21 protein-coding genes, 4 pseudogenes and 1 riboswitch are annotated in these 25,973 nt (G+C 33.8%); of the genes and pseudogenes, 4 read left to right on the forward strand and 21 right to left on the reverse strand.

From position 1 onward, the window contains the following. Positions 1-4: 4 nt before the first annotated feature. Positions 5-1,270, reverse strand: coding sequence for a zinc-binding dehydrogenase (locus CaldiYA01_RS08770; RefSeq protein ID WP_207178881.1), 1,266 nt, complete (start codon positions 1,268-1,270; stop codon positions 5-7). Positions 1,271-1,476: 206 nt separating this feature from the next. Here CaldiYA01_RS08770 and srlD point away from each other — a divergent pair, with 206 nt between their 5' ends. Beyond that, entirely contained in the window at positions 1,477-2,256 is a 780-nt protein-coding gene (gene srlD / locus CaldiYA01_RS08775) for a sorbitol-6-phosphate dehydrogenase (RefSeq protein ID WP_207178883.1), read from the forward strand. Positions 2,257-2,284: 28 nt separating this feature from the next. After that, a complete protein-coding gene (locus CaldiYA01_RS08780; protein ID WP_207178885.1) occupies positions 2,285-3,592 on the forward strand; it encodes a PHP domain-containing protein in 1,308 nt (435 codons plus the stop codon). A gap of 54 nt (positions 3,593-3,646) precedes the next feature. On the opposite strand, the gene CaldiYA01_RS08785 is transcribed toward CaldiYA01_RS08780, so the two are convergent. Next, positions 3,647-4,726, reverse strand: a complete 1,080-nt coding sequence (locus CaldiYA01_RS08785; protein WP_238480509.1) for a class II aldolase/adducin family protein — start codon at positions 4,724-4,726, stop codon at positions 3,647-3,649. Further along, positions 4,723-6,009, reverse strand: a complete 1,287-nt coding sequence (locus CaldiYA01_RS08790) for a class II aldolase/adducin family protein (protein WP_207178887.1) — start codon at positions 6,007-6,009, stop codon at positions 4,723-4,725. Before CaldiYA01_RS08790 ends, CaldiYA01_RS08785 begins: the two co-directional genes overlap by 4 nt. 457 nt (positions 6,010-6,466) lie before the next feature. Between CaldiYA01_RS08790 and CaldiYA01_RS08795 the strand changes: the two are divergent. Then, a pseudogene (locus CaldiYA01_RS08795) lies at positions 6,467-7,722 on the forward strand (APC family permease). A 28-nt stretch (positions 7,723-7,750) separates the two neighbouring features. On the opposite strand, the gene CaldiYA01_RS08800 reads toward CaldiYA01_RS08795, so the two are convergent. The 12 genes and pseudogenes from CaldiYA01_RS08800 to CaldiYA01_RS08855 all read right to left on the reverse strand — a co-directional run bounded on the left by CaldiYA01_RS08800 (position 7,751) and on the right by CaldiYA01_RS08855 (position 20,287). After that, positions 7,751-10,483: a UPF0182 family membrane protein gene (locus CaldiYA01_RS08800; protein WP_207178889.1), complete on the reverse strand. Its 2,733-nt coding sequence runs from the start codon at positions 10,481-10,483 to the stop codon at positions 7,751-7,753. A 32-nt stretch (positions 10,484-10,515) separates the two neighbouring features. After that, complete coding sequence (locus tag CaldiYA01_RS08805; RefSeq protein WP_207178891.1) at positions 10,516-10,875, reverse strand: YlbF family regulator; 360 nt, start codon at positions 10,873-10,875, stop codon at positions 10,516-10,518. Positions 10,876-10,903: 28 nt separating this feature from the next. Beyond that, complete coding sequence (locus CaldiYA01_RS08810) at positions 10,904-11,839, reverse strand: SPFH domain-containing protein (protein WP_207178893.1); 936 nt, start codon at positions 11,837-11,839, stop codon at positions 10,904-10,906. Between the two features lie 14 nt (positions 11,840-11,853). Continuing rightward, positions 11,854-12,294 carry an NfeD family protein gene (locus CaldiYA01_RS08815; protein WP_207178895.1) on the reverse strand — a complete coding sequence of 147 codons (441 nt, stop codon included), beginning with the start codon at positions 12,292-12,294 and terminating at the stop codon, positions 11,854-11,856. 21 nt (positions 12,295-12,315) lie between these two features. Next, positions 12,316-14,712, reverse strand: a complete 2,397-nt coding sequence (gene recJ / locus CaldiYA01_RS08820) for a single-stranded-DNA-specific exonuclease RecJ (protein WP_207178897.1) — start codon at positions 14,710-14,712, stop codon at positions 12,316-12,318. A gap of 47 nt (positions 14,713-14,759) precedes the next feature. After that, on the reverse strand, positions 14,760-15,344 hold the full coding sequence (locus tag CaldiYA01_RS08825; RefSeq protein ID WP_207178899.1) for a hypothetical protein: 585 nt from the start codon (positions 15,342-15,344) through the stop codon (positions 14,760-14,762). Between the two features lie 106 nt (positions 15,345-15,450). Next, the gene (locus CaldiYA01_RS08830) at positions 15,451-16,647 is read right to left on the reverse strand and encodes an RNA-guided endonuclease InsQ/TnpB family protein (RefSeq protein ID WP_207178901.1); all 1,197 of its coding nucleotides are present in this window, start codon (positions 16,645-16,647) and stop codon (positions 15,451-15,453) included. Beyond that, positions 16,595-17,191 (reverse strand): annotated as a pseudogene (locus CaldiYA01_RS08835) (IS607 family transposase). Before CaldiYA01_RS08835 ends, CaldiYA01_RS08830 begins: the two are co-directional and overlap by 53 nt. Positions 17,192-17,375: 184 nt before the next feature. Further along, entirely contained in the window at positions 17,376-17,780 is a 405-nt protein-coding gene (locus tag CaldiYA01_RS08840; protein WP_207178902.1) for a TIGR04086 family membrane protein, read from the reverse strand. A gap of 83 nt (positions 17,781-17,863) precedes the next feature. Further along, the gene (gene metK, locus CaldiYA01_RS08845; RefSeq protein WP_207178904.1) at positions 17,864-19,054 is read right to left on the reverse strand and encodes a methionine adenosyltransferase; all 1,191 of its coding nucleotides are present in this window, start codon (positions 19,052-19,054) and stop codon (positions 17,864-17,866) included. 108 nt (positions 19,055-19,162) lie between these two features. Continuing rightward, positions 19,163-19,287: riboswitch (SAM riboswitch) on the reverse strand. Between the two features lie 332 nt (positions 19,288-19,619). Continuing rightward, positions 19,620-19,816: pseudogene (locus CaldiYA01_RS08850) on the reverse strand (type II toxin-antitoxin system VapB family antitoxin). 54 nt (positions 19,817-19,870) lie between these two features. Continuing rightward, positions 19,871-20,287, reverse strand: coding sequence for a secondary thiamine-phosphate synthase enzyme YjbQ (locus tag CaldiYA01_RS08855; RefSeq protein WP_207178906.1), 417 nt, complete (start codon positions 20,285-20,287; stop codon positions 19,871-19,873). A gap of 146 nt (positions 20,288-20,433) precedes the next feature. On the opposite strand from CaldiYA01_RS08855, the gene CaldiYA01_RS08860 reads away from it, so the two are divergent. Then, positions 20,434-21,384, forward strand: coding sequence for a glycoside hydrolase family 130 protein (locus CaldiYA01_RS08860; protein WP_207178908.1), 951 nt, complete (start codon positions 20,434-20,436; stop codon positions 21,382-21,384). Between the two features lie 369 nt (positions 21,385-21,753). On the opposite strand, the gene CaldiYA01_RS08865 is transcribed toward CaldiYA01_RS08860, so the two are convergent. From CaldiYA01_RS08865 to CaldiYA01_RS08890, 6 genes and pseudogenes are all read right to left on the reverse strand, one after another. Next, positions 21,754-22,104: a hypothetical protein gene (locus CaldiYA01_RS08865; protein ID WP_207178910.1), complete on the reverse strand. Its 351-nt coding sequence runs from the start codon at positions 22,102-22,104 to the stop codon at positions 21,754-21,756. Between the two features lie 46 nt (positions 22,105-22,150). After that, positions 22,151-22,651, reverse strand: a complete 501-nt coding sequence (locus CaldiYA01_RS08870) for a hypothetical protein (protein WP_207178912.1) — start codon at positions 22,649-22,651, stop codon at positions 22,151-22,153. A gap of 371 nt (positions 22,652-23,022) precedes the next feature. Then, positions 23,023-23,599 (reverse strand): annotated as a pseudogene (locus CaldiYA01_RS08875) (IS256 family transposase); the annotation flags it as partial. A 613-nt stretch (positions 23,600-24,212) separates the two neighbouring features. Continuing rightward, a complete protein-coding gene (locus tag CaldiYA01_RS08880) occupies positions 24,213-24,896 on the reverse strand; it encodes a hypothetical protein (RefSeq protein WP_207178914.1) in 684 nt (227 codons plus the stop codon). Then, entirely contained in the window at positions 24,889-25,545 is a 657-nt protein-coding gene (locus CaldiYA01_RS08885; RefSeq protein ID WP_207178916.1) for an ABC transporter ATP-binding protein, read from the reverse strand. The genes CaldiYA01_RS08880 and CaldiYA01_RS08885 overlap by 8 nt, the downstream gene beginning before the upstream one ends. Positions 25,546-25,567: 22 nt before the next feature. Next, a complete protein-coding gene (locus CaldiYA01_RS08890; RefSeq protein WP_207178918.1) occupies positions 25,568-25,933 on the reverse strand; it encodes a hypothetical protein in 366 nt (121 codons plus the stop codon). Positions 25,934-25,973 lie beyond the last annotated feature (40 nt).

Here is a 25,973-nt window from a genome sequence, read left to right on the forward strand (position 1 = left end):
ACTGTCAAATCTTTTTAGCATTCTCTAAAAGAAAATCTTCTGCCTCTTTGCACCAAAGACCATTATTTCTTTCAACAATCTTTGCAAGCTCTGCAAAAAGAGGATTTTCTTTGCCTTTTTCTTTGAAATCTTCTATTGCCACAAGTTCAAGCTCTATGTTTGTGTATATAAGCTTTTTTCCGCCAGGGATTTTGGGAAGATTTAGAGTTGTTTGCGCTACACAATTGAGCCCTCCAATATGAGTAATCATTGCAGCGGGGTTGACGATACCTTTTGCCATCAAATCAAGCGCTTCAATCATGTCATCGGTATTGCCACCACTTGTTCCAACAACGTGCGTTGAGTTGTAATGGACATTGTAAAAGTTCAAAAGTGCTGAAAAATTGGGGTCGCTCGGTCCTGCAAAAAAGTTTAGGCACCCATCTCTTGCAAGAATTTTATCTGCAAGTTCAACAAGTTCTCTGACTGGAGCAAAGACAAAAACATCGTCAAAGCCTCTGCCATCAGTAAATGAAAGAAGATAATTCTCAACATCATCTATATTGGCAGTATTGACATAATAAAGGTCAACACCATGCTTTTTAGCATCTTCTTGAGTATATATTGAGGCTGCTCTATCTAACCTTTCCTGGTTTATATCTGTCACAACAAGCAGCTTTGGTGGTTTAGGGCCGTGCACAGCATAGTCAATAGCACCAAGGCCCATTGGACCAGCACCTGCTAAGATTGCCATAAAACCATTTTCCAATGTACCCATTATGTGTATATACTTGCCTTGCTGTGTGTGATAGCTTGCATGAAATGCACCAATAATGCACGACATTGGCTCTGCGAGTGAGCCGTAAAAAAAAGCATCACCCTCATATTTTAAAAGACAGTTTTGTTCCATCACCTCATTGGGAATAATGATGTATGTTGCATCACCACCAATGTACTGAAACGAATAGCCTGGCGCTGCATATGGATTGTCTTTGAGATTCAGCGCAGGCTGAACCGTGAATTTGTCACCTGGCTTGAATTTATCCTGCCACTTTTTACCTACCTCTACTATCTGCCCACAAAATTCATGACCTATTATAACAGGGTTTTTATCTATGTCTTTTGGTACTCTTTTGTGGTCACTTCCTTGAATTGCTGCCTTATAAGAAGACATACAAAGACTATCAGAAATTACTTTTGCCAGGATTTCATCTTCTCTTATTGGTGGAAGTTCAAATTCTTCAAGTCTCAAATCGTTTTTGCCATATAATCTCACAGCTTTTGTCTTCATTTTTATATCCTCCTTTATAAATCAAAATCTTATCTATAACATTAGGGTTGTTATAAGATAATGATAATATATCTTAGCCAAAAAATCAATAAAGTCAAAAATAAATCAAATTGATATAGACATAAACACAACATATATTGTATAATTAATTGTAGACAAAGCAAAAAGACAACATGTTAAAACAATATCAAAGGGGGTATTATAATATGTACTGCAAACGATTAGAAGGACAGGTTGCGATTGTTACAGGGGCTGCCCAGGGGCTTGGCGAGGCTTTAGCAAGAAGACTTGACAAAGAAGGATGCAAGGTTGTTGTTGCAGATATAAACATCGAAGGTGCTCAAAAAGTTGCAAGTGAGTTGTCTTGTGCCATTGCTGTAAAGTGTGATGTTACAAACGAACAAGATGTCGAAGCAATGGTTGACAAGACAATTGAAACTTTTGGCCAGCTTGATTTGATGGTCGCAAATGCCGGAATACTTATTGCAAAACCTATCACAGAATTTTCACTTGCTGAGTGGAAAAAGGTAATCGATGTAAACCTCATTGGATATTTCTTGTGTGCAAGAGCCGCAGCAAGAGTGATGATTCCACGCCGAAAAGGAAATATAATCCAGATAAATAGTAAGTCTGGAAAGAAAGGATCATACAAAAACTCCGCATACTCTGCATCAAAGTTTGGTGGTATTGGTCTTACCCAGAGCTTGGCACTTGAGCTTGCAGAGTACGGGATTAGAGTAAATGCTATATGCCCGGGAAATTTGCTTGACTCACCTTTGTGGGTAAACAGCCTTTATGAGCAGTACTCCAAAAATCAGGGACTTACACCAGAACAGATAAGAGAAAAGTATTTGAGCCAGGTACCTTTAAGGCGTGCATGCACATATGACGATGTTGCAAACGTGTTAGTATTTTTAGCATCTGATGAGGCAAGCTACATGACAGGGCAGGCTATAAATGTAACAGGTGGTCAGGAAATGAGATAAATCTTGAAAAAGGAGAAAGATTTGAAACATGGCACAAGTTGAGTTTGATCTTGAAAAAGAGCTAAATCATGAAGATAAGGAAAGAAGACTTGAAGCTCTTTCAAACTTCTTTAAGCTTGTCAGGCAAGGCAAGATTGCCCTGCCACCAAAAAGTAGCGTCATAAACAATCACATACATACATTTTACTCATTTTCACCATACTCTCCTTCAAAGGCAATCTATATGGCCGCAAAAAGCGGTCTTCCGACAGCAGGCATAATGGACCATGATACTATAGCAGGTAGCAATGAATTTATTGTTGCTGGTAAATTAGCAGGTATTGCAACAACAATTGGTGTTGAATGCAGAGCTGATTTTTCAAAAACTTTGCTTTCTGGCAAAAAGATAAATAATCCTGACCAGCATTCAATTGCTTATGTTGCAATTCATGGAATTCCACATAACCAAATTGAAACTGTAATGAATTTTTTTAAGCCGTACGTGGAGAGGAGAATGAGAAGAAATAGGCTGATGGTAGAAAACATTAATAGCCTTCTTTCAAAGTACGAAATTGCTTTGGATTTTGAAAAGGATGTTGTGGGTATTTCAAAATATAAAGAAGGGGGCACTGTCACAGAAAGGCACATACTTTTTGCTCTGGCAAAAAAACTTGTTGAAATACTTGGAAAAGGAGAGAAGCTGATAAGATTTCTTAAAAATGAGCTCGAAATTGATATTAACCCAAAAGTAGAAAGCTTTCTCAATGATGAGCAAAATCCTTTTTATGAGTATGATCTTTTAGGTCTTCTTAAGAGCGATTTTACTCCAAAGTTCTACATAAATGCCACAGATGAGTGCCCTGACATAAAAGAGGTTGTAGAGTTTTCACATAAGATAGGTGCAATAATTGCATATGCCTACCTTGGTGATGTTGTTGAATCTGTCACAGGCGATAAAAGAAGAGAAAAATTTGAAGATGATTATCTTGAACTTCTGTTTGAGGTTTTAAATGAGCTTGGCATAAAAGCAGTAACATACATGCCCTCAAGAAATACTCTTTCTCAGCTCAAAAGAGTTAAAAACTTATGTGAAAAATATGACTTTCTCCAGATAAGCGGAGAAGACATAAACTCACCCCGCCAAAGGTTTATATGTGAAGCATTAAAACAGGATGAGTTTAAACATTTGATAGACACTACATGGGCTTTGATTGGACATGAGATAATGGCAACAGAGGATAAAGAGTTTGGATTTTTTTCAGACAAAATACGAGAGAAATTTCCAAGTTTGAAAGATAGAATTGAGTATTTTAAAAATATTGGATTGAAAATGTGGCAAAACCAAACTAAAAAATGACACTTTCCCCCAATATTAAAAGGCAACAAGCAGTTGTGCCTACTTGTTGCCTTATTATTTTGCAAATTCTTTTAATATTTCTTTTCTATATTTTTCACTTTCCCAGTTTTTGATATACTCCATTTCATTACGTGACATACTTTTTATAGTAAGACCAAACTTATTTATTTTAGTTATCAGATAAAGATAAGCAAGTAAAGTTTCGTCGATTGCAACCGCCTCTGAATAGGTTGAGTTGTAGATAACTGTTCCTCGTGGTAAATCTATTTCTATCTTTGGATTCTCTGTATACATACTTGAATTTATATAAACAAGCTGGTCAGGATAAAGAGGATACTTCTCAAATAGATCAACTTCAAACCCTTCTGACTTTATAAAATCCAAAATAAACCTTGTTTTGCTCTGATATCTTTTATCACCAACTTGTTTTAATACACATGAAGGATATCGTCCTCTTATTTTGAACCATCTTTTTATCAAAAGGTTAACCATTTCGTGTACTTCATATGCTTCTTTCAAATTATCTGAAGACACAACAAGCCCATGATTTTCCATGAAGATTACTTTTGGTCTTTTATCTATAGCTGGCAGACTTCTAAGCTGGTTTGAAATTTCAAGGGTTAACGAAAAACCAGGATTGATATAAGGTACCCAGATAAGGCTAAAATTTCTATTTTCAAATATTTTATAGCACAACTGTCTGCCTTCACGTGAGCAAGTTAGGATATTTGCATATACAGAATGAGAGTGAATTACATATCTGTCAAGAATTGAATGAAATCCTACCTCCACTGAGGGTCTTAAAATCCTACCTGAAAAACTCAAAACACTTTTTTGGGCAATTTCTAAACTTTCTTTTTCATAATCTTTGACCACCGAAATATTTACACTCTCATAAAAGCTTTTTATTCTTTGATAATCTACAACAACGTAGCCATCTTCTTCTGTCACTTGGTCAAGCCTAAAACCAGAGGCTTTTATTGCCATATACTGAGAATCAAGCTTTACAGAAATGTTTCCCCCGCCACCCTGAACATAGTCAATTTTCCTGCCAATCTTCTGGCACAGCCATACAAGCTCTTGCAAACTTTTACTTTTTTCCATCTCATCATCCCTTTCAAAGTATTTTTTCATAGTTTAAATGCACTTTCTATCTCTTTAATCTCTTCTTGGCTTATTAGTACAACATCACCTAATTTTTTTGCATCTATTATTGCCTTTGCAGTAAACTCTAACACCTCAAGTTTGTCAAATGCATCTAAAAGGTCTTTGCCTACAACAATTACACAGTCATTTTCAACAATCACAGCTGGAGTTTCTTTGGAAAATACGTCTGCAGTCATTTTAGGCTGCATAAACGATGAACCAAATGGAATTTTTTTAACCTTTCTGAGATAAATATAAGTTTCAGGTATTGTTTTTGAATCAAAATCATTGTCTGTAACTGCAAATGCCATTATGTTTGGCGGATGAGCAATGATTATCGCGTTGACCTCTGGATGCTTTTCATAAATAAACTTATGCAACAGAACCGACCTGCTTGGTTTTTTCCCAGCCTCCTTATACCCATTTTCTACTCTTACAATATCTTCTGGCTGAATATACTTCCTATCAACCATGTATGGTGTTATTATAAAAGAATTGTCACTAAGCCTTTGTGAAAATGTTCCTTGGGTACTTGTAAAAAGCCTCTGGTCATATGCCCTGTGGATAAGTTCACACATCTTTTTTCTTGACAATCTTTCAAAACTTGAATATGTTTTTGGAATAAACTCATCCATTTGAATATCTTGTTTTGCTTTTGAAATCTCAATATCTTTTGGCCTGAGTTGTCTAGGCTCACCAATAAGCCTTGCCCTTATCTCAAGCTGAGCACAAAAATCAAGCGTTTCAAACGCCATAAACGCCTTGAAAAGGTTTTCTGCACCTACAACAATCCCATGGTTTGCCAAAACAGCTGTTGATATTCCTTTCTTGAATGTATCAGCTATCTTCTGACCAAGAACAGTACTTCCAGGTAAAGCATACTCAACAAGCTCAACCTCGCCACATATTAGATGGACATTTGGAATAAGCTTGGTATTTGGAATTTTGCGTGCCAGCGAAAATGCCATAATTGCTGGCGGGTGCGCGTGAATTATTGCTTTTATATCAGGCCTCGCACGGTATATCATCTCATGAAACGGAAGTTCGACAGAAGGCTTGTGTTTCCCAATAATCTCTCCATTTTCTTTTACCTGAACTATATCGTTACTTTTTAAACTTCCTTTATCTATACCAGAGGGTGTAATCCAGATATCGCCATTGTCATCTTTAATTGATATATTGCCACCAGATGTTGTTGTCATACCATAGCCGTATATTCTTTCCATTATCATTACTATCTGGTCGGCTGGGTGTAGTAGTTCAAATTTCATAATTTTTTCCCCTTTCTATAACCGATATTTGTGCAATTTTGATTTTATGTTTAATTATGCTTGATTTTTAAAGCTAAAGTTAAATAGTTTTGTATTTATGTGTTTTTATATTTGATTTTGATGCCTTTTATTAATTATTATAATACAACTCAGATATTTTGTCACTATAATTTATTTAAAATTTAAACTAATTAAATTGTTAATTTAATCTGCAAATTGTTGTGAGATTATTAAAAATACACAAAAATCATTTCAAAATAAACCACTACAAAAAAAGTTTTACCCGACAATATTTTTCTTGCGCAAAGGTTTTTCATGTGCTATATTTTTAGCTAAATGCAACAAAGCTTCTACAGTTATCGGAACATATTCTCCAAAAAGGGGGCGCAAGATGGAAACAAATATTCTTCTTAAGAAAAATTTAAACATATGGATGGCACTATCTTTAGTTGTGGGAATGGTAATCGGTTCAGGGGTATTTTTCAAAGCAACACCTGTTGCAAAGTACTCTGGAAGTTTTGTTTTTATTTTTTTAGCATGGCTTTTAGGCGGGGTGATGTCACTTTGCGGTGCACTTGTTGCTGCTGAGTTTTCAGCAAGATATCCTCACACAGGTGGGCTTTATGTCTATCTTGAAAAGATTTATGGTGATGAAATTTCTTTTTTGTTCGGGTGGATGAATACTCTAATTTATACGCCCGCCATACTCTCTGCATTATCAGTTCTGTTTGCAGACCAAGTATCAATTATGTTAAATTTAAATCAAATAATACATGATATTTTAGCCATCTGCATTTTGACGGTTATAGTTACAATTAATGTTATTGGCAACAAATATAGTGGGGCTTTTCAACTTTTAGCTACGGTTTTAAACTAATACCAATTTTTTTAATTATATTTTTCGGTCTTACAAGACCTATTGAAGTTGCGAATTTTATGTCCTATGAACATTTTACAAAAAATTTTGGACTTGCAGTTTTATCTACACTGTGGGCTTACGATGGCTGGCTCTCTGTACCAAATGTAGCTGGAGAGATAAAAAATGCCAAGAGAAATTTAGTCTTGGTTTTAATATCTGGAATGTTGTTTGTCATGGTAGTTTATCTACTTGTAAATATTGCTTACATTAATGTCATTGGAATTGGAAAGCTTGCAACATCTGAAAACGCTATAAACATTATTTCTGAAAAGTTATTCGGTCAAATTGGAAAGGTTCTAATATCACTTGGTATAATTATCTCTATTGTTGGAACCTTAAATGGCTTTGCCCTGACAGGCATTAGAATTCCTTTTGCCATGGCAACAAATCAGCGATTTATTGCAAACAATGTATTTTCAAAGCTTCATCCTCGTTTTGCAACACCTTTGAACTCAAGCATACTTGTTTATATTCTCTCAATCTTGTATACTTTCACACGAAGCTTTAACAGGCTTACAGATCTTGCCATGTTTTCAACGTGGATATTCTATGTTCTGTTTTTTATTGGAATATTTATCAAGCGAAAAAGAGAAGGAAAAAACAAGGAAGGGTATAACACATTTTTGTACCCGATAACCCCACTTGTTGCAATCTTCAGTGGTTTTTACATTCTTGTAAACAACATATTTTCAAACCCTACAGACTCAATTTTTTCTGTTTTAATTACTTTACTTGGCCTGCCTGTATATTTTCTATTTGTGAAAAACGTAATAAAAAATAAAGGCTCTTTGTAAAAGCATTAACCACAAAGAGCCTTTCCTTTTATTTTATATTTTTCATCATTTCATCAAGTTCTTTAAACTTCCTCCCAAATTCTTCCCAATTACCTTCTTTCAATGCTTTCTTAGCATCTTCAAATATATCTTTTAGCCTTAAGATCTGATCAGAAAAGTTTTGAATTTCCTGAATACCTTGTTGCTGCTGTGTCGTTTGTAAATCTTGGTTAGTTTGCGTAAGCTGCTGTCCAATCAGCTGCGTGAGAGCATCACTTAAGCTGCTTCCCATTACAACTTTGCCATTGCAGGCGGCAATTACCCTTTTTACCTCTGGCAAAGCTGATGCGTTGTCAGATGCAATATAGATTGGTTCAATGTACAAAATCTTCTGGTTTATTGGCAGTGCCAATAAGTTTCCTCTTATTACTTTAGAGCCTCCCTGGTTCCAAAGAGACAAATCTTTTGAGATTTGAGGGTCCTGGTCAATCATATTTTCAACCTGTAGTGGTCCATATACAGTTGAACCTTTTGGAAACTTGTAAAGTACAAGTTTGCCATAACTTTCCTGGCTACTACCTGCTGCAAGCCATGCAATCATTGTATTGTATTTCAGAGGTGTAAATGGCACCATCAATATCAACTCTTCTTTTTGCGAATCTGGAAGTTTCATAACACTGTAATACGGTGGAATGTAGTCGATAGCCCCATCAGGCGTTTTATGTTTTCCAAAATCCCACAAATCTTCCTTGTTGTAGAATACATTAGGGTTCGTCATGTGATATCTTTTCAACACACTTGCCTGAACCTTGAAGATATACTCTGGATATCGTATATGCTCAGCGATATCCTTTGGAATATCTTCTTTTTCAAAAAGCTGAGGATATATGCTCCTGTAGACATTTACAATCGGGTCGCTCTTGTCAATAATGTAGAACTTCAATGTACCATTGTACGCATCAATCAAAACCTTTACAGAGTTTCGGATATAATTAAAACCCTCTTCGGTTGGTTCTGAATATGGGAAATAGCCTGTCTTTGTATATGCATCCAAAACCCACACTAAACGGCCTTTCCCATCAATCAGGATATATGGGTCTGGGTCAAACTCCAAAAACGGAGCAACCTTTTTGGCTCTTTGAACAATGTTTCTGTTTATAAGAATCTTGCTGTTAGAATTTATCGCAGAGGAAACAAGAAGCCTAAAATCTTTGTATACATATGAAAATATCAGCCTGTTTATCAGTGAGAGTTTTATTCCTCCCTGACCTGTGTATCTGTAGAGCTTGTTTGAATCACCTTCCGGGTAATCAATCTCATCAACCTTTGTATTGACTATTACATATGGGTCTGTCTTTTCTCCATAGTATATGCGCGGCTGGGTAACCTTTGGTGCACCATCCAAGCTTTTTACTGGAATATCCTTTATAATGAACTTTGGTTGACCCTCTGGGGTGACCTCTGTCATAAGACTCATAACAACGCCGTAACCATGGGTATACTGAAATTTCTGGTTTATATATGTCTTTGTAGGAATGCCCTCGTAATTAATCTCTCTTGCAGAAATAAATACAGATTTTACCCTGCCGTTTATGGTGTATTTTGCAATGTCTGCGTCATTAAAGATATAATATTGTTTAAACCGCTGAATCTGGTTTTGTATATCCAAGGTAGTTGGAAAATCTGTTATCCTTATATTTTCAACTGTTGCTTTATTTTGTTGTAAATCTTTTGCTGTTATATTATTTGATGTGTCTACAGGAAAATATTTCTCTTCGATGTTTTCTAAATTGTAAGCAAGACGTGTAAACTTTATATTCTTCTCTAAAAATGGCCTTTCATATACCTGTTCGTTTGGTGATACCACAAAGTACTGAAAACCTGCTGAAATTATGGTCCCTAAAACTGCCCATCCAACATAAGAAAGCATAACTTTTCCGATGTTTGTGTACTTTCCTTTTGCAAAAAAGGAAATACTCAGTACAATAACTGCAGCCAAGACTATATAGGAAAGCTTAAAGTAGTTCATTCTAATATAATAGTCTGTATACCCAACACCGACAACCTCTCCAAAGAAAGAGTATAAAAGACCTTCCATTTCATACTTTAAAGTGAATATTTTTACAGCAAATATGAGTATAAGATTGAAAAATATATGAGACCTGACTTTTTTGTCAGATAGAATATCCCACGAACTTGCTCTGCTAACAAATGAAGCTGTGTAAAGAAGCAAATATAACACCACTGTGTATATACATACAAATATCATCAAGAAAAAGAGGAAATTTACCACAGTCAGAAAAAAAGGTCTTTCAAATACAAAGTAACCTATGTCTTTCTTAAAGATTGGATCTTTGATATTAAAAGGTTTTGAATGTGTCAATGTCAAAAACTTTATATAGAGATTGTTTTCCAAATATTTACTTGTCACAAGTGCCAAGAAAATAGAAAGAATAATGTTGAGAATATTCTTCTTCAAAAAACCAATTTTCCCTACAATTCTTTCTACATTCTTTTTCACAATTGCATTGTTAGTAAAGAACACAAAAAACAATATAACAAAAGAAACTATTTGCACAGAAAGTTTCACATAGAAATTTTTCCAGAACACACTGATAAAATTCTTACCAATCTCTCTTATCTGGATTAGTTCCAAAAACAAATCAAATGCGATTGAAAACACAATTGCAGCCAAAATCAGCAGCGCCAAAACAAACCCTGCTCTTTTTAAAATCCTTTTCGTCTTTTCCCTTTTGTAATCATAAATTATTCTATCTGCCATCTTCGAACAAATCCCCTCACTTTTGTTATTACTTATTTATCTGCAAATCCCCATAGCTCCTCTTTAAACTCAATACTGTCAGCAATGATTTTTGAAATGTCAGCAATGATTTTTGCCAGCATCATCTCAGCAGAAAGGTATTCTTCTATATCAGGATTTAGTGATATTATTTGATAAAGCTGCTGCAAGGAGTACACGTCAGAGCTTGTAACTTCCTCTCCTTTGAGGCGCTTTTGTTCAAGTTCGAACTGTTTCTTTTTAAAATCAGAAATCATCTGTTTTAGCTTTTCATCCTTTTCAATCTTTTCTTTTGCAGCTTTAAACCTTTTAAATTCGTTTGACTCCTTCAAAGCAGTGGCAAGTTCATATGCAATGTCATACACATTCCTCATCTTTCGTTTTGTCACCTCTCATCATTTTTTATTGTGATGATGATTGAGAGTTTGTATTATCATTTGTTCTTATCAACTCAGATGCACCAATAAGAGTTCCAAGATTTTTGAAGGCATCTGTTGGGATGTACACTTTATTTGCCGGATTTTTAGCAATCTCAATTGCAGCCTCAATCTGTCTCATCGCAAGCACAACCGCATCTATTCCACTTTCTTTTATTGCCCTGTTGACATATGCAATAGCATTTGCCTGAGCTTTAGCTACCATCTCTATTGCCTGAGCCTGACCTTCTGCCTGCAAAATCTTTTGCTGCTTTTCACCTTCTGCTCTTTTTATAAGAGCTTGCTTGTACCCTTCTGCTTTAGCAATTTCACTTTCTCTTACACCTTCTGCCTCTAAAATCATTGCTCTTTTGTCTCGTTCAGCTTTCATCTGTTTTTCCATTGCCTGGGTAATTTCTGCTGGCGGAATAATATCTTTTATCTCAACCCTTTTAACCTTAACCCCATAATTATCTGTTATCTGGTCCAAAACAGATGTGAGCCTTGAGTTAATTACTTCTCTTGATGAAAATATCTCATCAAGTGTCATGTTACCAACAACATCTCTAAGGTTTGTGAGCACTGAATACATAATGGCTGCCTGATAATTTTGAATGTTGTAAGTACACATCTTTGCGTCAAATACCTCAAAAAACACAACAGAGTCAATCTTTATTCTAACGTTATCTTTTGTAATAACATCCTGTGGTGGAACATCTAATATTCTTTCCTGCATATTTACCTTTGCTCTGACATTATCAATAAACGGTATGATGATATGAACGCCAGGTTCCAAAACCCTGTGAAACTGTCCAATTCTTTCAACAACATAGCAGTATTTTGTCCTTACAACCTTGATGCTTGAAAAGAAGAATATTAAAAATAGTCCCACAACAAGTATTACCCAACCCATTGTTGGCATTTGCTTTCCCCTCCTTATACATTATCGTCAATTTTTTCAACAAAGATTTTGAGACCATCAACCTTTGTAACCCTTACTTTATCCCTAATTTGAAGTTTATCTTGACTATAGACATTGTAAAATATTCCGTCTTTTTTTATCTTGCCAAAATATCCATCCTCAGATACTTCTTCAACAAAAAATTCTTCCCCTAAAGACACAAAGCTTTTATTTTCTATCCTTGGCATGTTTTGGAGAAACCTTTTTATCTTGGGTTTGAAAATTAAGAAAATAATGACTGTCAAGACAATAAATATTCCTACTTCAACCGCTATGTGGTTGATAAATAAATCAAGAATAAACACTATAAAAGCAGATATATAAATTGGAAACAAAACAAAACCTATAAACATATCAGCAGCAAGAGTTGCAAGAGCAATCCCAAGCCATATAAAGTCATAAATACTTACATTCAACCAAATTCCTCCTTTCATCTCTTATCCTTTCAATGTTCTGTAAAAACTGTATACTTTTGTAGATTTCAGGTTCACTTTTTCTTGTGTTTTAAAAAATTCTTTTGCTTCAATTCCATCGTGAGTAATCTCTGTAAGAATTATTCCTGCCTCTTCAAACATTTGGATAATAAAAAGCAATTTTGCCACTTTTAAAAATGGATCTGATTCATATATACCCGAAAAATTGTAAGATATAAACTCACAATCTCTGAGTGTTTTATAAACATTAACACACTCTTCATTTATCTGTAAAGAAAATTCATCAAATTTATTATCAAGGTCAATTAAAAGAGTGTTAATATCTTGATAAAAATTTTTGACATACTGATAAGAAGGCACATCGAGAGCAACAATTAAATCTATTTCATCCACCAAAGCACTTAACTTATCAAGCCTTGTTGCAAAAATGTCGTCAAAATACACTTCCTTTAGACTACTTTGATGCTGAATTATCCTACCTTGTTTATTTAAAAATTCAAAAAATTCACCCTCTATATCTTCTCCTTTCAAGAATTTAAGAAAATTGAGAACAATATGTGGCCAAAAAGCTACAAAAACACATCTTCTACCCTTTATGTCCTGCAAACTTCCTCTTTTTATTTCATATTTCTTAAAACTTAAACGGTTATTTCTAACAGCCTTCAAATTATTATATAAGTCTTTAATAACCCCAAAACTAATATTTTCACAAATATCAATAATATTGAACTGGTTTCTTCTCAAAGAATTAAAAAGATTTTTTTCGAGTTTGCAAACAATATCTACTTTTTTCATTGAAATCAGCTCATCTTCGTCTTCCAAGTTGGAAAAACACACAACATCATATTTTGTTGAGTTGCCAGCAAAAAATTTATAATATTTGTTTCCATCACCCATGAACCTAAAATTCTCTACAACAAGATTTTTAATCAAAAAAGTAGGTTCAGGATTCCCAACCCCAAACGGTTCTAAAAGATAAACCTGGTCGATAAGTTCATCATCAATCTCATTCAAAGATAATACAAGATCAACTTCAATTGCCGGCTTGAATATCATAAAATGACAATCCTGAGCAATTAAATTTAAAGTTTCATCAAGCTTATCAATATTTTCTATATGAAGTGACAACCCAGCTGCATGTTCATGTCCACCAAACTTGAGTAAAATTTCTGTACAGTTTCTAAGTGCTTCAAACAAGTTGAAACCTTTAATAGACCTTCCTGACCCTTTTAAAACACCATCGTCAGCAAGTGTCAGCAAAAGTGAAGGCCTATAATATTTTTCTGTAATTTTTGAAGAAGCTATGCCAACAACACCAGCATGCCATGAACCTTTGCTCAGAACAAATATCTTTTTCCTTAAAATATTTTTATTTTCACTAATCAAACTCTGAGCTTCTTTAATTGTCTTTTCCTCTATTTCCTGACGCTTTCTATTCTCTTCATCAAGTTTTTTTGCAATACTTTCTGCTTTTATAGCGTCTTGCTCTAAAAGAAGTGATACAGCCAGATTCGCATCAGAAATTCGCCCAGCAGCATTGAGTCTTGGACCTATTATAAATGATACATCATAGGGTTTCAAATCCTCTTTTGACAAAAGTCCCGCTACTTCTATGAGTTTCTTGAGTCCAACATTTTTCGTATTTTTTAAAATCTTAAGCCCGAACTTTGCAAAAATCCTGTTTTCATCAACGAGTGGCATAACATCGGCAATTGTACCAATCGCAACAATATCAAGATATTCAGACAGTTTAAGATTTACCCCTGACTTTTTTAGTGCATGTAAAAGCTTAAACGCAACACCTACACCCGCCAAATCTCTGAAAGGATAAATGCTATCTTTTCTTTTGGGATTTATCACAGCATCAGCATCAGGCAAGACTTCCTTCGGTTCATGATGGTCTGTAATTATAATATTTTTTCTTTTTTCTTTTAGATACTTTACCTCATTATGGCTGCTAATACCTGTATCTACAGTTATTAGTATATCAAACTTATCCTCTAGTTTCTTCAAAACATCAAGATTGAGACCATATCCATCTTTAAATCTATTGGGAATATAATATGTTGTTGGCAAAAAATTTCTCAAAGCTGAATAAAGTAAATATGTACTTGTAACACCATCGCAGTCGTAATCACCATATATAAGAACTCTACTTCTGTGTAAAATTGCTTGGTTTATAATCCTAACTGCTTCTTTCATGTCAGGTAAAAGAAATGGATTGTGAAGATTTTTTAGTGAAGGATTTAAAAATTTCTCTATTTCTTCTTTTGCCTTGACTCCTCTATTGTTCAAAACTTTTATAACTTGAGGTTTAATCTTTTTTCCATTAATTTCAATATCTACATTTTCAATATTACTGTTATCTTTCAAAATCCATCTCTTTTTCTGGAAAATCATATTTCAAAAAATCCTCCTCAGGTGTAGAAAATAAATTTTTAAAAAACTCAATATATACAAATCATAATTACGAGCGTTACAAAAAAGGAGGTGGCAGCACCTGCCAGAAGCTGTTTTGTATCATGTCTTTTTAGTATAAGTCTTGACCACATGACAAGAGGAATAAGCAAAGCCAAATAAATCATCTTTATCCCCGCAATAAAGTTTATTGCAACAATCGGACCGGTAATTCCACATGCATGACCACTTGCTTTGTACTTCAGCACCTTGTTTACAAACGCTAAAATCAAGGCTGAGATAAGATATGATAAATAAAGTCCTATCATTGCTTTTGTTGGTTTTTTCATAAACAATAAACTTATATTCCCAAGTACATAGCCAACTATTCCAAATATAAATGCAAGTCTTCTCTCAGTTTCTCTTCCCCCAGCTTTAAATTTTGGAAAACTTCTTGCAACAATATATGCACAAAAAGGAATTATAGTGAAAAAGAATATCGAATTTAAATAGTAGTAGAAATTTCCGTTAAAGTTTTTATTACTATTATCAAACCACATTATAGTAAAAACAAGTAGTGCTACCATAGGGACTGTAAAAAGAGTGCTGATAAGATATGCAATCTTTTGTTTCATCATCTTTTCCCCCAAAAAGATTAATCTTTTCCTTGAGATTATTAGGTTATGAATAGTGTTTAAAGTATTAAAAACTATTTAAAATTTTGCTAAACACTATTCTTTGTTAGGCTACATTCAACCTAACTGGGTGTAACCCCACACCCTCTATCCCCTCAGCAAATGCTTCGGGAAATACTTTTCTTATAATATTATACGCACTGTTTACATCCGCATTTATTAATATCCCTTTGTTGCTCCTAAATAAGCCTCTCTTTATTCTTCGACGTGGATTATAATTTATTTCTTTGATTTCTTCCCCATCTAAAAAACTACAGCCACTTGTGTAGCTCTCCTCTGTAATTATTACACTAATCCCTTCTTCTTCACACTTATACTTGAGCATATTTACAAACTGATTAAATGGTATAGAAGCAAAATTTTGATTATTTACTTTGCCAAGCTCTATCTCCTGCTTCCAGTTTGGATTATAACCAACAACAAGGGTGTCTATTTCGTGTTGCTTACACCAGTTGACTATAAAACGGCTTGCTTTGTGCATAAAATCCTTAATCTTGTTGTTCCTCTTTAAAGTCATCTTCTCTATTCTTTTGCTACTTCCTCTATTGCCTACATAACTCATAAGCTGTGCTCTTTTCTTGTTGTAATATTGATTTATTGACTTAATAACTTTGCCATTAATAACAATAGGCTTTATGCCTATGTTATTTACTAATGTTACAAAGTTATTAAGCCCTAAATCTATTCCTGCTATCCTCTTTGGTGGTCTTTTTACCTTGGCTATTTCCTTTTCATAAACTATTTCAACTACATAAATGCTTCCTTTTGGAATTATCCTGACTTCTTTTAATTTGTCTGTTATCCTTGTCTTTAGCTTTAATTCTGTCTTCGGAAAAGTCAAATAACCATTTTTAATCTTGCACTGCTGATTTGTAAAAATAGAAATAGCCCTGCCGTCTTTTTTCTTATACTTTGGTAATTTAGGTCTACCCAAAAATTTACTTTTATCTTTGCCCCATTCTTTCATTGCTTTAAAAAATGACTTCCAGTTTTTATCAAGAAGTCTTAGCACTTGCTGTGAAGTCTGAGCTGGCAGGCTCTTATAACTCTCATGGTCTTTTAACATTTTGTCAAGTTCTCTGTATCTTATCCACCTGCCACTTTTTATAAATTCCTGTCTTACAGTGTAGTTTGCAAAGTTGTATAAATTCTTTGCTGCAAAACACACTTTATCACAATAATTCCATAACTCATGGTTCTTGTTTATCTGTATTTGCTCTGTCCTCTTGAGTATTATCTTCAAACACCTCACTTTCTAAAAGCTTTCTTATTTTTTGAATTTTTCTTTTGCTATAAAATTTCATACTGTAACAGTAGAGCAAACTTATAATTTCTTCAATTATTTCCTGAGAATCAAGCTTCTTGCTTCCAACTTCCGATGCAACTACTATTTCAGTGCTAAATTTTCTAAATAAGCGTTTAAACAATTCAAATCCCACTCTGCTCAACCTAATCTTTATAGGCTATAACAACCCTTTGTACCTTACCTGCAAGAATATCTATCGGGCATTTTAAAAAATTCATTTCTTTTTTCAAAGCTAATTCCCCATGCTTGTTCAGAGAATACTCCGCGTATTTTATAGCCACTATTAAAACAAAACTGTTTTAATAATTCAATTTGATTTTCTAAATCCCTCTTTTGTTTTGGAGTTGAAACCCTTGCATAAATAGTTGTAATCATAAAATCCATTTGGCATAACCGTTACTCTTATTTTCCCTTCTTTTACATACTTAGTTAGGGTTGGTCTTGATATTTTTAATAATTCCAGAACTTCTTTTGCTTTCATATTTATATCACCCATAAATACTATAGCACAATTTAGAAGCCAGGCAAATATATTTTATTAAAAATTCTAATATGTTTAAAACCGTTTATTAATTTTTGCCACCATATACTATAAGTGGCTTAAAAGCAAAAAATAAACCCCTTTTGTTTTTAAAAAACAAAAGGGGAACGTATTGTTTTGAACTTTATCTTCTTTTTGTTCTTGGTCTTTTTACTTTACTTGAATTGAGTACACCTGCTAAAAATCCTACAAGCGGTCCACATAGAAGAATATAAAATTGGTATTTTGAAACATTAAAGCCTTTTTTAAATATAATACCTAAGGCAAAAAGGATAATCGCAACAAAAGTCGAAACCAAAAACGCTGCCAATTTTTTATTATTCAGTGACAATGTTGCCGCTTCATAGCCTGAAAATGCTATCCCTACAAAAATAGAAAATAACGTAAGAAAAAGTGCAACCCTGTCGGGCATAGAAAAATACATTACAAAAACAGATATAATGAAGATTAGGAAGCAAACCATAAACAAAGACTTTACTATGACCCATATATATTGATAAACTGAAACTGCTGCATTCCTTTTATCCATTAAACTTGCTCAAATCTACTTAAAATAATCTCTAATAAACATTATTAAAATTTATCAAAAGTTAGAACTATTCTTTAAGAATTTCAAACATTTTGAGCTTCTTTGAGTATTACATCTACCTTGTCTGTTCTCTCCCATGGAAGATCCAAATCTTCTCTTCCAAAGTGACCATATGCAGCAACCTGCTTGTATATAGGACGTCTCAAGTTCAAATCTCTAATTATTGCGGCAGGACGTAAATCAAAAACTCTTTTAACAATTTCGGCAATTTTTTCATCACTGATTTTACCAGTGCCAAATGTGTCAACCCTGATTGAAAGTGGTCTTGCAACACCTATCGCATATGAAACTTGAACCTCACATTTGTTAGCAAGTCCTGATGCAACAATGTTCTTAGCAACATACCTTGCAGCATATGTTGCAGAACGGTCAACCTTGGTGGGGTCTTTACCAGAAAAAGCTCCACCACCGTGGCGTGCATACCCACCATATGTGTCAACAATAATCTTTCTTCCTGTAAGTCCTGAGTCGCCCTGAGGTCCACCAATCACAAATCTTCCTGTTGGATTTACAAAAATTTTTGTGTTTTTATCAAGCATTCCTTCTGGAATTACAGGCTTTATAACATGCTCAATAACATCTGATTCTATCTGAGCATGTGTAACCTCGGGGCTGTGCTGTGTGGATACAACCACCGTGTCAACTCGAACAGGTCTGTCATCTTCATACTCAACTGTGACCTGAGTTTTTCCATCTGGTCGAAGATAAGGAAGAATACCTTCCTTTCTCACATAAGCAAGTCTTCTTGCAAGCTTGTGTGCAAGATAAATTGGCATTGGCATCAAAACTGGTGTTTCGTCACATGCAAACCCAAACATCATTCCCTGATCGCCGGCACCAATTGCCTCAATCTCGTCATCTGTCATCTCCCCAAGTTTTGCCTCTAAAGCTTTGTCAACACCCATTGCAATGTCAGGTGACTGTTCGTCAATTGATGTTATAACAGCACATGTGTCAGCATCAAATCCATATTTTGCACGTGTATAGCCAATCTCTCTTATTGTATCCCTTGCTATCTTTGGTATGTCTACATAGCATTTTGTTGTAATCTCTCCCATAACCAAAACAAGACCTGTTGTCACTGCAACCTCACATGCAACTCTTGCGTATGGGTCTTTTTCTAATATAGCATCCAACACAGCATCAGAAATCTGGTCACAGATTTTATCTGGGTGACCTTCTGTTACCGACTCTGATGTAAATAGTTTTTTCATCTGGTTTTTTACCTCCTTTTAAGTAAAATAAAAACTTTTCTATAATTTCTAAAAATTTAAAGCCCCTTCTGAAAAGAAGAGGCAAAACTTCATTTTGCAAAAGTTTTATCCTCATCTCTCAGAAAGCTAAGATATTTTGCTTTCTGACGGAGTTGGCACCATTGCAAAGCTAAAAGCTTTGCCGGTTGCCGGGTTTCATCGGGCCTTTTTCCCTCCACCTCTCTTGATAAGGATAACCCTTATCATATTCACCATATTCAATTTTTTTAAATTTGCCTCATTAATATTAACAAAACAAAAGGGTATTGTCAACCGGAAATGTTATTACATTCAATACTCTTTTAACCCGCTTTCAACTTCAGCAATTTTTAGAATAATCTCTGTTATTGTGAAGCTAGTAAAGATTATTTTTAATAGCTATTTGGGCTATTATCTCATCTATAGGGCTTCTGAGATTTATGCCCTGTTTTTTACACTTAAAATAGAGCATACCCATTCAAACTTTTTTACATTTTCGTTTTTATTCCTTTAAAAAAGTCTATCAACACAGAAGTGCCAACTAAAGTCATTGCCCTGCCCTCATACTTTTATAATCATAATCTTCTGCAAACATTATTTTGCCTTTTAACTCTAACAAATTCTTTCGTGTGTGATTTTCTAAGTACTCCTTCAAGGCAATCTCAACTGCTTCTTTTTTTGTCTTTACCCCAGCAATCTCCATCACTTTTTTTAATAAATTTTTATAAAAATATTGGTCCTCATTTTATACACATCCCTATGTGTATCTTAATACACATAGAAATAATTGTCAATCTTTCACTCTCCTATAATTTTCACAAGCACTCTCTTTTTTCTTTTGCCATCAAATTCACCATAAAACACCTGTTCCCATGGTCCCAAGTCAAGCTTGCCATTTGTTATAGCGATCACAACTTCTCTTCCCATGATGGTCCTTTTAAGATGCGCATCTGCGTTGTCTTCACCGACATTGTGGTGGTACTGAGAATAAGGTTTTTCAGGTGCAAGCTTTTCAAGCCATACCTCAAAATCTCTGTGTAGCCCCGGTTCATCGTCGTTAATAAACACACTTGCAGTTATGTGCATAGCATTGCAAAGTAAAAGTCCTTCTTTTATACCACTTTCATCAACACATTTTTGAAGAGTATCTGTAATGTTTATAAATGCTCTTCTTGTTGGTATTTCAAACCATAGCTCTTTTCTGTAAGTTTTCATCTTTTCTTTTTCACCTCTTTTGTAAAAATTAGTTAAGTTTATTGACAGGGTTCAAAGATATTTTACATAATTTTTTTGTAATTATTCAACTTCAAATGTGGTATATTTCAATGTATAGACAATTTATTTGTGGGGGGATTAAAACAATGAAAAAGGTCTTTGCAAAAAAAGACATATTTACACGCTACAGCGGAAATCCAATAATTACAGTATATGATATTCCATACTCAGCAAATGCTGTGTTTAACGCTGGTGCAATAAAATATAAAAATGAGTACTTACTACTTTTGAGAGTTGAGGACAGACAAGGAAAATCGCATTTGACTGTTGCTCGAAGCAGTGATGGCAAAACTAACTGGAAGATTGAAAAGTCACCTCTGATTTATCCCCAACCCACAGTGCTCATATATGAAGAGTTTGGCTGCGAAGACCCGCGAATAACCTATATTCCTGAAGATGATTACTATTATATAACCTATACTGCATACTCTCGTTATGGCCCTGCGGTTGCTCTTGCAAGAACAAAGAACTTCAAAAAAGTTGAAAAATTGGGATTAATTTATCCTCCCAACAACAAGGATGCTGTTTTGTTTCCTGAAAAAATTAATGGTAGGTACGCCATGCTTCACAGACCTGTTGCAGGGGACATTGAACACATTTGGATTGCATATTCATCAGACTTAATCCACTGGGGAAACCATGAGGTTGTGCTTGTTGAAAAAGGAGGGCCTTGGTGGGACGGCTTTAAAGTTGGGGCAGGAGCTGTACCAATAAAAACTCAAGAGGGCTGGCTAATAATCTATCACGGTGTTAAAATGATGCCATCAGGACCAATCTACAGACTTGGTGCTGCGCTTTTGGACTTAGAAAATCCGGCAAAGGTTAAAAAAAGATGTCCTGAGTGGCTTTTATCCCCACAAGAGGTATATGAGAGAATTGGAGATGTCAACAATGTGGTATTCACCTGTGGAGCAATTGTTGAAGACAACCAAATCTATCTTTACTATGGAGCTGCTGACTCTTGTATTGCTCTTGCTTTTGCCGAGATTGACCAGATTTTGTCTATATTGATTGAGGGGGATTTGCAGGTAAAATAAAAAGGGGCTCTTCAAAATTTTTGTGAAAAGCCCCTTTTGTCTTTATTTTTTAATTTTATTTTAAATGTTGCTTTTTTGATCTTACCTTTTGTGTTTTTGTAACACCATTGTAATTAAATACATTAAATACAAAACAAATAAACATATTGCAATAATATTAAAAGTATTTTTATTTAAGCTAAATAAATCTAATATCCCTAAAATTAAAAAGAGTAAAAAGGCTGGTATATAATATCCTATTAAATCTTTGTTTAGTTTTCTACCCTTGATATATTTCCATATTATAGCAATCAGTAGCACAAATGTGGTAAAAAACCATGCCCCATTCTTTATTCTAATCATTCTTTATTACATTCCTTTCCAAAAAATTTATTTGCCATAAGCTTTCCACCCAACAACAGTTCCATGAATAATATGATATATATCTGGAGCCCGTGCTATAGGTCCACCAATAAACTCAGCTATGCCTTTCACAATAGCTTTTTCAGCAACTTTTGTAGCAATTGCAGTTGCTGTTTTTTCTGCCGCAAAACGAAGTCCTGTCGTTTCTGCCTTATATGTAGCAACTGCTGCTTTTGCTGCACCCCATGCCCCAGATGCTCCATGAGATATCCAGTTGTCAACACCACCTGTCCAAGAATTTACTTCTTCTTTTATTCCCTGTTTTAGAGCATAAGAGGCTCTATCTACAAAATTTTTTACAGAATTTATGATTGACATTTTGTTCACCTCTCAACTCTATATTATTGTGTATATTGTGACTTAATTAGATATTATAAGAGTTTCTAAAAAAATAATCTCCAAACTTTATATAGTGAGTAACATCTATATTTTCACTCCTATTTTGGCTTTTAAAATAAAACTTCAGTTCACTTAGTTTTTTACCTGTTAATGACTTTAACTTTACAGAATAATAACCTTCTTTTATAAAAGAATTTGTAAAAATGCTGTATAAAAAAGTTCGATGATAATTATTTTCAATTTGAGAACAAGGTAATTCAAGAATGTCCACAAGTATAATTTTTTCGTCAAATCGAATTTCAAGATATAAAGGACAATTATATATAACACCTTCAACCTCTCCCCAGATTATCACCTCCCTATCGTTTCTAAAAAAGACCTTCTTCTCATTCAATGGCAATATTTTACCATTACTATCAATGTAGAAATCTAAGCATGTTTTTATATTCTTAACGCATAAACTTTTGTCCATATTTTCTGTGATATACTTACTTGTAGTGATCTTTTTTGAATCATCGTAAACCAATTCAAAATAATCATTATATTTTATTATTTTGGGAAGTAAAATATAAAAACCCATCTGGAATTAGTACAAATTGCCTGTTATTCTACTTTATTTCTATTTTATTTTTTGGTATATATAATTTCATGTTGTTTTACACCTCTTACCCATCTATGGCAACTTATATTTAAATTACTTTGCCAACAAATTTCTCCTTGGAATTTTTATGCAAATTTTATCTTATACATTTTCACTCTGTCAATCCCGTTTTTTTTTTAGCTCATTTTCAACTAAATTTTGAGCTCAGAATGTACTTTTCTTTAAATGGCTTAAAATTTCTTCAATTTTCTCAAGTTTATAATAAAAAATCAATTTATCTTACTCGTAATTCAGCCGTCAAATACTTTCATCCAATCAGCCTCGTTTTCCTTGACGAAGAAAGTGTAGACACCGAAAATGTCTTTTTTACCTTTCTTGAGTCGATACCAAGGCAGGCATTGCAAGTAGCAAGTTTTATCTTAGAATTATCCTTAACTTCACTTTTGAATAGCCATCGATGAAAAGTAGCAAAAGCACTTGTTGGTAGTTCTCTTTGTTTGAATAACTGAAGCTCATTTTTGAGAACTTTCTTTGATTTTTTAGTGAGTCATTTTCGGAATACGGAAAATTCAAAGCTTTCAAAGTCCGAACAAGGGAACGCTCAAGAACAACCATTGATATACTTGTGACATCAGAAGGGAAGTAGTTGAACCATCAACTCTTTTGGAACAGAAATTTCAAGACAAAAGGCAGGTGTTGCAAGTTTTCTCTCATAGAAGCCATTGCCTTTGTCGTTTTCGTTTTTAGCAAGGTAAACAGTTCTTTCTGATAACATAAAGTAATCGAGCAAATTTTACTCTTAGCTGTTTTAGAGCTGGGCGAGTAGGATCATCACAGGAAGCAATACATATTTAGCTCTTGTTCGATAGCCATATTTTTAGTGGTTTCATAAATTTCATTTTTTTTTCATAATTGTGAACTCCCTTTGGTAATTATTTCAATACTAATTATATAGTAGACACAATTTTATTTTAACTCCCTTTGTTCACATTTTAGGAAATTGATTGATGGTTAAGAAATAAAGAGAAAAGATTAAATGATTTTTTATAGGTAGATTGAAAAATGAGAGCGGGTTGTCAAAGTAACATCCTTTATAGGGGCGAAGACGTTGCATACAAGCATAACCGACATCCATGCCATGGTAGATGGGACAAGGGAATTGAGGGCAAGTGAGAAAAGACCCTGAGAGACATGAGAGGGTAAACACCATGGTTATTGTGGATAGAAACCCGCCGTAATATGGTAGAGCAACAAGATAAATACAAGATGGAGGCTAAGTCTAAGCTGGATATGTTAGAATAAAGCAATAATAACAATATCAAGAACAAAATTATTTGTTTCGATAGCGAAATTTAAAGAAATCGCAAGATATTTTGAGAAAATCAAAAATACATTGAGAGAGAGAGGATATATTTAAAAAAGCTGATACCTTTTATTCTTTGCTTTGTAATAAATAGGCGATAAATATGTCTTCACCAAGCACCGATCAATTTTGAGAAATCCAATTCAATACATTCTCTTTTAGCTGGTAGTATTCAGTTAATTCATTTTTGTTATATACAAAAACCTCATAATCTTTCACTTGACCATATCTAATAATATCATCTTCAAAGTTAATCACTTTTGTAATATTTGATTTATTAATTTCAAATTTATCAATAGCAGAATTATGAGTAAAGATATAAATCTCTTTGCCTCTATAATATGGATTATATCTAACAAAATTTGTATACTTCCATTTCTTCAAAAAAAGAATGTATTTATGGCCTGGTTTCATAAGATTATAGCCATAGTATGCAAAGAAATTGTTGTATTTACCCAAATTAAAATAACTTGGCTCAAATATATAAATTTTTGAATTCTTTATGCCTCCTTTGTAAATCTTGATAACATTGAAAGCTGTCAGTATTGAACCTTTCACATAAATTCTATCGCTCAGTGCAGTACCCTTTACAATTACCTCAGAATCTCTAATAATCTTTTCCAACAACGAAAAATTTTCATTATTGCACCCTTTAAAACTGCCACCATTTAAAAAAACGCATTGGTCTTTTATATTTTCACTGATAGTTTGTGTCTCAATATTAATAAATGATTTTTTTACTAAAAAGCCTACAACCATATCTAAGGCTAAAATAACAAATATCACCACAAACCACTTTCTATTCATCTTTGCTTTCATCCTCCGAATAGTAAACTTTCCCTGAATCTACTCTGAACTTATAATCACATAGCAAATTTATATCTTCCTTTATATGACTTGCTAACAAAATTGTTGCTCCTCTTCCCTTTTCCTCTAACAAAATTTGTCTTACAAGTTTAACACCATCTTCATCAAGAGAATTTGTTGGCTCGTCAAGAACAATCAATTTAGGTTTTTCCATTATAGCTTGTGCAATTTTCAATCTTTGTTTCATACCAAGCGAATATTTCTTATACGGTCTTCTATCTTCTGGATCAAGCCCAACCCTTTTTATTGCATTTTTGATCTCATCATCAGTAATTACATTTTTTATAGAAGCCAATAATTTGAGATTTTGAAAACCTGTTAAATTATCCCACAAGTCAACATTTTCTATAATTACCCCTACACTTTCAGGAAAAGAAATATCTCTTCCTATTTTCTTTCCAAAAACAATAACTTCTCCAAATGTTGGTTTTATTAATCCACATATAGCTCTAAATAACATAGTTTTGCCAGAACCATTCCTACCATAAAATCCATAAATCTTTCCCTCTTCAAGTTCAAGATTAACATTATCTAAAATAACTTTTCCTTTGATTATCTTCGTTAAATTTCTAACTTCTATTGCTTTCATATTTAAAAACACCTCTTTCCTGTCAATCTCTCTCGAATATTTCGATATTTTTAACTACTTTTATTCCTATTATCACTACAATCGAAAAATAAATAGCAAGTATAAACATTGACCAACATATGCTAAAACCATTTATGCTATCTATCCCATAAATTCCAGTTATATCTACAATAAATCTATCACTATGCCAACTCAAAACAGCTTGTAAAACAGGACTGAATTTTATTAAAAGATAATTGAAATCATTTAAAGATATAAAAAGGGGAACAAAGAATATCAGCCAAACTATTATAGTAAACAAAAAGGATATTCTTGAACTCATATATAATGATAATATATTTGCAACTATAGCAAACAATATTACAGAAATAAAATTTAGCAGAACCATTACTGCACAACACAATAGACCTTTTATAAAAGAGTCCACC

This window comes from Caldicellulosiruptor diazotrophicus (assembly GCF_017347585.1).
GTDB lineage: Bacteria > Bacillota > Thermoanaerobacteria > Caldicellulosiruptorales > Caldicellulosiruptoraceae > Caldicellulosiruptor > Caldicellulosiruptor diazotrophicus.